Origin of the sequence: Citrobacter sp. RHB35-C17 (assembly GCF_013816795.1) — a bacterium.
Taxonomy (GTDB): Bacteria; Pseudomonadota; Gammaproteobacteria; order Enterobacterales; family Enterobacteriaceae; genus Citrobacter_A; species Citrobacter_A amalonaticus.
The window spans coordinates 4,731,276-4,737,278 of the sequence record NZ_CP057150.1; the positions used below are offsets into that span (position 1 = coordinate 4,731,276).

Sequence of the window (6,003 nt, forward strand, 5' to 3'; positions counted from 1 at the left end):
CCTTTAATTTATTTCACTGTATTGACTCAATACGTCTGCACGCGGGTATAAATATACCCGGCATAATTCATCTCTCATTTATTCCAGTCATGACTGTATTTTCGTTTTAAAAAACGAACAGGCATACGTGGCGTTGCGATATGCAACCACAATGAGAAATTGAGCTATGTTTGAGATGTGCCAAATGAACAGACTACGAATAGCCTATGTTCTGGCAAAATAAAGGCAGGGAAATTTAAGGGTGATGATTGACAATTTTATTGTCAACATTAAACCATTTTGAAATGATGTATGCATGTAAGATAATCATGATTGAGTTATCCTCTGTAGACACAGTGCTACATTATGGCAATGAAAATATTTGTCTATGAGAGAATAATTTAACTGTGATAAAAATCACAGTTAAATTAACATTTAATTAATTAAGGATCATTCAAGAAAATACAATATTCCGCTAGCGATTTACCGAACGGGCAATACGTGTATAAGTATGTCTGACGCCACGAATCGCCACGCTGTAGGCCAGTATATTTTCCGGCAACGCCATTCCCATATAGCCAGTATCGCCAATATGATGGAGATCCGCCCCTGCCATTTTACTCATCAGGGCTATCTGGCGAATTGTACTGACGTCTGCGCCCTCCTGAGAGGTGCCGATTGCCGTCATTGCCAGCGCACCGTGCGCGTGTGCACACGCGATCAGCGACTCTACTTTTTGCTGGCTCATACCCGGTACTGTTCCTGGTGCTGGAATAAGCACGATATCTGCGCCCTGTCCGGCAAAGGCGGCGACGTCACTTTCACTGATAATTGCGCTGCCGCTTTCCCGCACAATCCCTGCGCCGTGCATTTTACCGGTGATGATAATGGCCTTGTCGCCAACGGCCTCACGAATCGTTTTCACCGCTTTTCCCAGAGCGAGATTGCTAACGCCGTTGTTGGGATTTCCCGTCAGTACCAGGATCTTCGCTCCCATTTCTACCAGTTTGCGAGCATTCTCTGCGGTTGCGGCACGGCCTGGTTTCATCTTCCAGATGTCATCATGCGCACTGGCAAATTCAGGATCGACGGCCTCAAGGTTGACGCCTATGATGCGTCCGGTCAGGCGCTGCAGTTCATGCAACGTCTGATCCGGTGCAGTACCGGCAGGCATTCCCTGGATTAGCGGTGCTTCGCTATCGAACATGTTGATCAGCAGAATGTCCGCCCCCTGCGACGCGGCAAGTTCGGCATTAGTGACGTTATTGAGCAATGGTTGGGTAATGGCGATGGTTTCACTGACCAGGACGCGGCCTTCACTGCCGCGGATTGCGTACAGCATCGCCGTTTTGTCCATGCACACGAAATCAGAAGCACTACAGTCAAGTAAACGTTTATGTTCCATAAAAAGAGACCCTCTTATAAAACGATAATGCCCTGAATTAACCGTCAGTTAATTCAGGGCTACGGGATTACTTACCGATACAGAAGCTGGAGAAAATTCTTCCCAGCAGATCGTCGGAGGTAAACTCACCGGTGATCTCACTTAAGCTTTGCTGCGCCAGACGGAGCTCTTCAGCCAGTAGCTCACCGGCCCATGCACCTAACAGTTGGGCCTTGCCCTGCTGGAGATGCTCAGCGGCGTCGGCCAGCGCCTGTAAGTGACGACGACGGGCCAGGAAGCCTCCTTCCATGTTGGTATCAAAACCCATGCTCTGTTTGAGATGGTTGCGCAGTACGTCCACGCCTTCACCGGTGCGCGCCGAAAGACGAACCAGTGAGTGACCATTCACCTCGCTGATGCCCAGCGGTTCGCCGGTGATATCCGCTTTGTTCCGTACCACGGTAATGGGCAGTTTTGACGGTAAACGGGCGATAAAGTCCGGCCAGATGTCAGCCGGGTCAACGGCATCCGTGGTAGTGCCATCGACCATAAACAACACGCGATCCGCTTGCTCAATTTCCTGCCAGGCCCGTTCGATACCGATACGCTCCACTTCGTCGCTGGCCTCACGCAGACCGGCGGTATCGATAATGTGCAGCGGCATACCATCGATATGGATGTGCTCACGCAGCACATCGCGCGTGGTACCGGCGATGTCGGTGACAATGGCCGCCTCACGGCCCGCCAGCGCATTCAGGAGGCTTGATTTACCGGCGTTAGGGCGTCCGGCAATGACCACCTTCATCCCTTCACGCAGCAGGCTGCCCTGACGCGCTTCAGCGCGAACGGCATCGAGATCGGCAATCACGCCATTCAATTGCGCTTCAATTTTGCCATCGGACAGGAAGTCGATCTCTTCATCCGGAAAGTCGATGGCCGCTTCTACGTAGATGCGCAGGTGAGTGAGTGCTTCCACCAGATGGTTTACGCGGGTGGAAAACGCTCCCTGCAATGAGTTCAACGCTGAACGAGCCGCCTGCTCAGAACTGGCATCAATCAGGTCGGCAATCGCTTCGGCCTGGGCTAAGTCGAGTTTATCGTTGAGAAACGCGCGCTCAGAGAACTCGCCGGGGCGGGCAATGCGTAGGCCGGGCAGCGTCAGGATGCGTTTTAACAGCAGGTCGAGAATGACCGGGCCGCCGTGTCCCTGAAGTTCCAGCACATCCTCACCTGTAAACGAGTTCGGGCCGGGAAACCACAGGGCGATCCCCTGGTCCAGCGCGGTACCGTCGGCATCTTTAAACGGCAGATAGTCGGCGTAACGGGGTTTGGGCAGCTTGCCCAGAACAGCTTCGGCCACCTCACGCGCCTTCAGGCCGGAAATGCGCAGAATACCTACACCACCGCGTCCCGGTGGGGTTGCCTGGGCGACGATAGTGTCGTTATGGCTCATGATATGTCTCTTCGTAAATGTAAAAAAGGCGGTCTAATGACCGCCTTCTCTATGGCATTAACTTTACCGTGAATACTCGAAATAATTCACGTTGCAGGAAGGCGGCAAGTTTGTGAGCCCCAGGAGCTTACTGAAGTAAGTGACTGGGGCAAGCAAATGCAGCCAACGCGCCTGCGGCTTGAAGAATGAAGAGTATCAGGACTTTTTCTTCTCGCGGCTATGCAGGCCACGTTTTTCCAGACCACGGTAAATCAGCTGCTGCTGGATGATCGTCACCAGGTTGCTGACGATATAGTACAGCACCAGACCTGACGGGAACCACAAGAAGAACACGGTAAAGATGACCGGCATAAAGGTCATGATCTTCTGCTGCATCGGGTCGGTCACGGTGGTCGGCGACATCTTCTGGATGAAGAACATCGTTACGCCCATCAGGATCGGCAGGATGTAGTACGGGTCCTGTGCAGACAAGTCATGGATCCACAGGGCGAACGGCGCATGACGCAGTTCCACGGAGCCCATCAGCATGTAGTACAACGCCAGGAAGATAGGCATCTGGATGATCAGCGGGAAGCAGCCGCCCAGCGGGTTAACCTTCTCAGCTTTGTACAGGGCCATCATTTCCTGGCTCTGACGCTGTTTGTCATCGCCCAGACGCTCACGCATTGCCTGAATCTTCGGCTGCAGCATACGCATCTTCGCCATGGAGGTGTACTGCGCTTTAGTCAGCGGGTACATGATGCCACGAACGATAAAGGTGATGATGATAATGGAGAAGCCCCAGTTACCGACAAAGCTATGGATCCATTTCAGCAGTTTGAACAGCGGCTGAGAGATGAACCACAACCAACCGTAATCCACGGTCAGATCCAGGTGCGGTGCAACGGCCGCCATTTTGTCCTGAATTTCCGGGCCAACCCACAGGGTGCTGGTCATCGCGCCAGACTGACCCGGCTGAACCAGTACCGGCTGAGATTTATAGCCGATAGCGGCAATGCCGTTACCCAGGTTCGCGGTATAGAAGTTATTGGTACCGTCGTTACGTGGCACCCATGCCGTTGCAAAATACTGTTGCAGCATCGCCACCCAACCGTCTTTCGCATTGACGTTCAGGTTTTCGTTATCCGCGATGGTGTCGAATTTGTATTTTTCATACTTCTCATCTGGCGTGGAATACGCAGCGCCACGGAAAGTATGCAGCGCGAAGTTGCTGCTTCCGGTGTCGCGATGAGACGGCAGATTGATGGATTGCTTCAGCTGACCAAAGGTGGAGATCTCCAGCGGTTTCTCGCTGGCGTTCTGCACGCTGTAGTTAACGTTAACCGCATAGTCGCCACGTTTGAGGACAAACGTTTTGGTAAAGGTGTTACCCGCGGCATCCGTATAGGTCATCGGGATCTGCAGTTCGTTCTGACCATCAGCCAGTACAAAGGCGTCTTTTTCGACGTTGTACAGCGGACGTGGGCCGTTAGCCGGGTTATCCGGGCCGTCACGACCTGTCAGACCGCTCTGAGCCTGATAGATAAACTGCGGCGTGGTTTCCAGCAGTTGGAACGGTTCGCTGGAACCGAGTTCTTTCGGGTAAGCTGGCAGCAGGGCCTGTTCCACATCACCACCACGGGTGTTAATGGTCAGATCAAGCACGTCAGTCTTAACCGTAATCAGTTTCCCCTGGCCACTGGCCGGTACGCCCTGGTCGGCGGCGCTACCCGCTGCGGTGGTCGTTGTCTGCGTGGTCTGTTGGGTCTGAGGTTGCGGATTTTTATCCTGCTCCCAGGCTTGCCAGATCATGAAAGACACGAACAGCAAAGCGATGACTAAAAGATTGCGTTGCGAATCCATCGTTAGTGTTCTCTGGTATCAAATGGTCCGGGCGGGACGGGATCGTCACCACCAGGGTGTAAAGGGTGGCATTTTAATACGCGTTTCACCGTCAACCAACTGCCTTTTATCACTCCAAACCTGCGCAATGCCTCAATTCCGTAGCTTGAACACGTTGGAGTGAAACGGCAATGCGGCCCAAGCAGCGGACTGATCAGGCGTTGATAGACCCGAATAAGGGCTATCAGGACCCGCGAGCCAGGCGACAATGGCGACGCCATAATTTTTCCAACGCTTCCGAGAGAGCACGGTTATCGAGGTCGGCAACCCCTTTTTTCGCCACCACTACGAAGTCCATTGCTGGCAATTCGTGTTGACGCAGACGAAAGCTTTCACGCGTCAGACGTTTAATCCGATTGCGTTCATGCGCGCGTCGAACGTTTTTCTTGGCGACAGTAAGACCGATACGGGGATGCCCCAGCGAATTCAGGCGGCCGAGGATGGTGATTTGCGGCGTGCCAGCCCGTTGTGGCTGCTGGAAGACGAAAGTGAAATGAGCGGGAGTTAACAAACGTAACTCCCTGGGAAATGCGAGCTTAACCACTCAGGGGTTAGCTTTATTACTTGGAAACGGTCAGACGAGCGCGGCCTTTAGCACGACGACGTGCCAGAACCTGACGACCATTTTTAGTAGCCATACGAGCACGGAAGCCGTGAGAACGGTTGCGCTTCAGTACAGACGGTTGAAAAGTGCGTTTCATGGCGATTTCTACCTAAACTTGAATAAATTCACTGACTTTTGCGTATACCCGAACGAGTTTCGAACGACTAACGCCTCAGCGTGGGTGATTAAAGAGGCCGGATTGTAATAATTGTACACTCCGGAGTCAATTCTCTTTCCTTATTTCCCGCGTATTTCCGCACGTTTTCGCGTGAAAAACAGGCAGCGTTGACACCGTGTTACGGGCATCGCGCGACGGGGGAAAGATTATACGGGCTGATGAACAAAGCGCAAGGATCGCTCGGGATCTTTATGAGATCGTTTTAGCAGTATAGCGTCTTTACTCATTAATTTTTCCAATATGCGGGCGAAATCGTGCAGCACTTCTCCAGGATCGTTTACACTTATCCGGTCCTGTGAAGGCCTGTGGATAAATCGGGAAGAATCTGTGAGAAACAGAAGATCTCTTGCGCAGTTTACGCTATGATCCGCGGTCCCGATCGTTTCAAAGGATCCTGATCGGGTTAAAATTGCAGATAGCAATTCGCACGTCACCCTTTGCATAGGGTCTAGCCGACGTGCGTCAACAATCATGAATGTTTCAGCCTTTGTCATTTATCGACTTTTGTTCGAGTGGAGTCCGCC

Annotated in this window: 6 protein-coding genes; all 6 read right to left on the reverse strand. The window is 52.3% G+C overall.

What is annotated here, in order from left to right; translation table 11 throughout:
* Positions 1–454: 454 nt before the first annotated feature.
* On the reverse strand, positions 455–1,384 hold the full coding sequence (locus tag HVZ37_RS22450) for a haloacid dehalogenase-like hydrolase (RefSeq protein WP_181627988.1): 930 nt from the start codon (positions 1,382–1,384) through the stop codon (positions 455–457).
* A gap of 67 nt (positions 1,385–1,451) precedes the next feature.
* Positions 1,452–2,816 (reverse strand): tRNA uridine-5-carboxymethylaminomethyl(34) synthesis GTPase MnmE, encoded by a 1,365-nt coding sequence (gene mnmE, locus HVZ37_RS22455; RefSeq protein WP_042998736.1) that lies wholly within the window; start codon positions 2,814–2,816, stop codon positions 1,452–1,454.
* Between the two features lie 195 nt (positions 2,817–3,011).
* Complete coding sequence (gene yidC / locus HVZ37_RS22460) at positions 3,012–4,658, reverse strand: membrane protein insertase YidC (protein WP_042323526.1); 1,647 nt, start codon at positions 4,656–4,658, stop codon at positions 3,012–3,014.
* A 2-nt stretch (positions 4,659–4,660) separates the two neighbouring features.
* The gene (gene yidD, locus HVZ37_RS22465; protein ID WP_003023846.1) at positions 4,661–4,918 is read right to left on the reverse strand and encodes a membrane protein insertion efficiency factor YidD; all 258 of its coding nucleotides are present in this window, start codon (positions 4,916–4,918) and stop codon (positions 4,661–4,663) included.
* Complete coding sequence (gene rnpA, locus HVZ37_RS22470; protein WP_000239725.1) at positions 4,882–5,241, reverse strand: ribonuclease P protein component; 360 nt, start codon at positions 5,239–5,241, stop codon at positions 4,882–4,884. Before rnpA ends, yidD begins: the two co-directional genes overlap by 37 nt.
* Positions 5,242–5,257: 16 nt before the next feature.
* The gene (gene rpmH, locus HVZ37_RS22475) at positions 5,258–5,398 is read right to left on the reverse strand and encodes a 50S ribosomal protein L34 (RefSeq protein WP_000831330.1); all 141 of its coding nucleotides are present in this window, start codon (positions 5,396–5,398) and stop codon (positions 5,258–5,260) included.
* Positions 5,399–6,003: the final 605 nt, after the last annotated feature.

Coding starts and splice junctions, on each gene's coding strand:
- yidC (WP_042323526.1), bottom strand. CDS start 4,658: ATGGATTCGCAACGCAATCTTTTAGTCATCGCTTTGCTGTTCGTGTCT.
- HVZ37_RS22450 (WP_181627988.1), bottom strand. CDS start 1,384: ATGGAACATAAACGTTTACTTGACTGTAGTGCTTCTGATTTCGTGTGC.
- yidD (WP_003023846.1), bottom strand. CDS start 4,918: ATGGCGTCGCCATTGTCGCCTGGCTCGCGGGTCCTGATAGCCCTTATT.
- rpmH (WP_000831330.1), bottom strand. CDS start 5,398: ATGAAACGCACTTTTCAACCGTCTGTACTGAAGCGCAACCGTTCTCAC.
- mnmE (WP_042998736.1), bottom strand. CDS start 2,816: ATGAGCCATAACGACACTATCGTCGCCCAGGCAACCCCACCGGGACGC.